The organism is Psychrobacter sp. TB20-MNA-CIBAN-0197 (assembly GCF_040309765.1).
Lineage (GTDB): Bacteria > Pseudomonadota > Gammaproteobacteria > Pseudomonadales > Moraxellaceae > Psychrobacter > Psychrobacter submarinus.
The window spans coordinates 1-231 of record NZ_JBEOPC010001478.1 but is presented as its reverse complement, the minus strand read 5'-3'; the positions used below and the strand labels follow the sequence as shown (position 1 = coordinate 231).

Genomic DNA, 231 nt, shown 5'->3' with positions numbered 1-231 from the left:
CAATTCATCCACTGCCTTGAGCTTCGGCGGACGGTAGAAAATGATCGGTTTGCACTGGCTGCAATAGAAGTGGTTGAGCACTTCCCAGTTGCCGAGGTGGCTGGTGATGCCGACCACACCTTTGCCCGAGGCCAGCGCGTCTTTCAACACATCGAGGCCTTCGACTTCGCGAACCAGATCGATCGAGCGCTGCGCCGGCCAGATCCACGCGCAGGCGCTTTCGGTCAGCGA

Annotated in this window: 1 protein-coding gene; it reads right to left on the bottom strand. The window is 59.3% G+C overall.

Annotated features, from left to right (window positions below; genetic code table 11):
• Positions 1–231: LpxL/LpxP family acyltransferase (locus tag AAEY83_RS18885; protein ID WP_502945235.1), on the bottom strand; the 231-nt coding region annotated here is incomplete at both ends.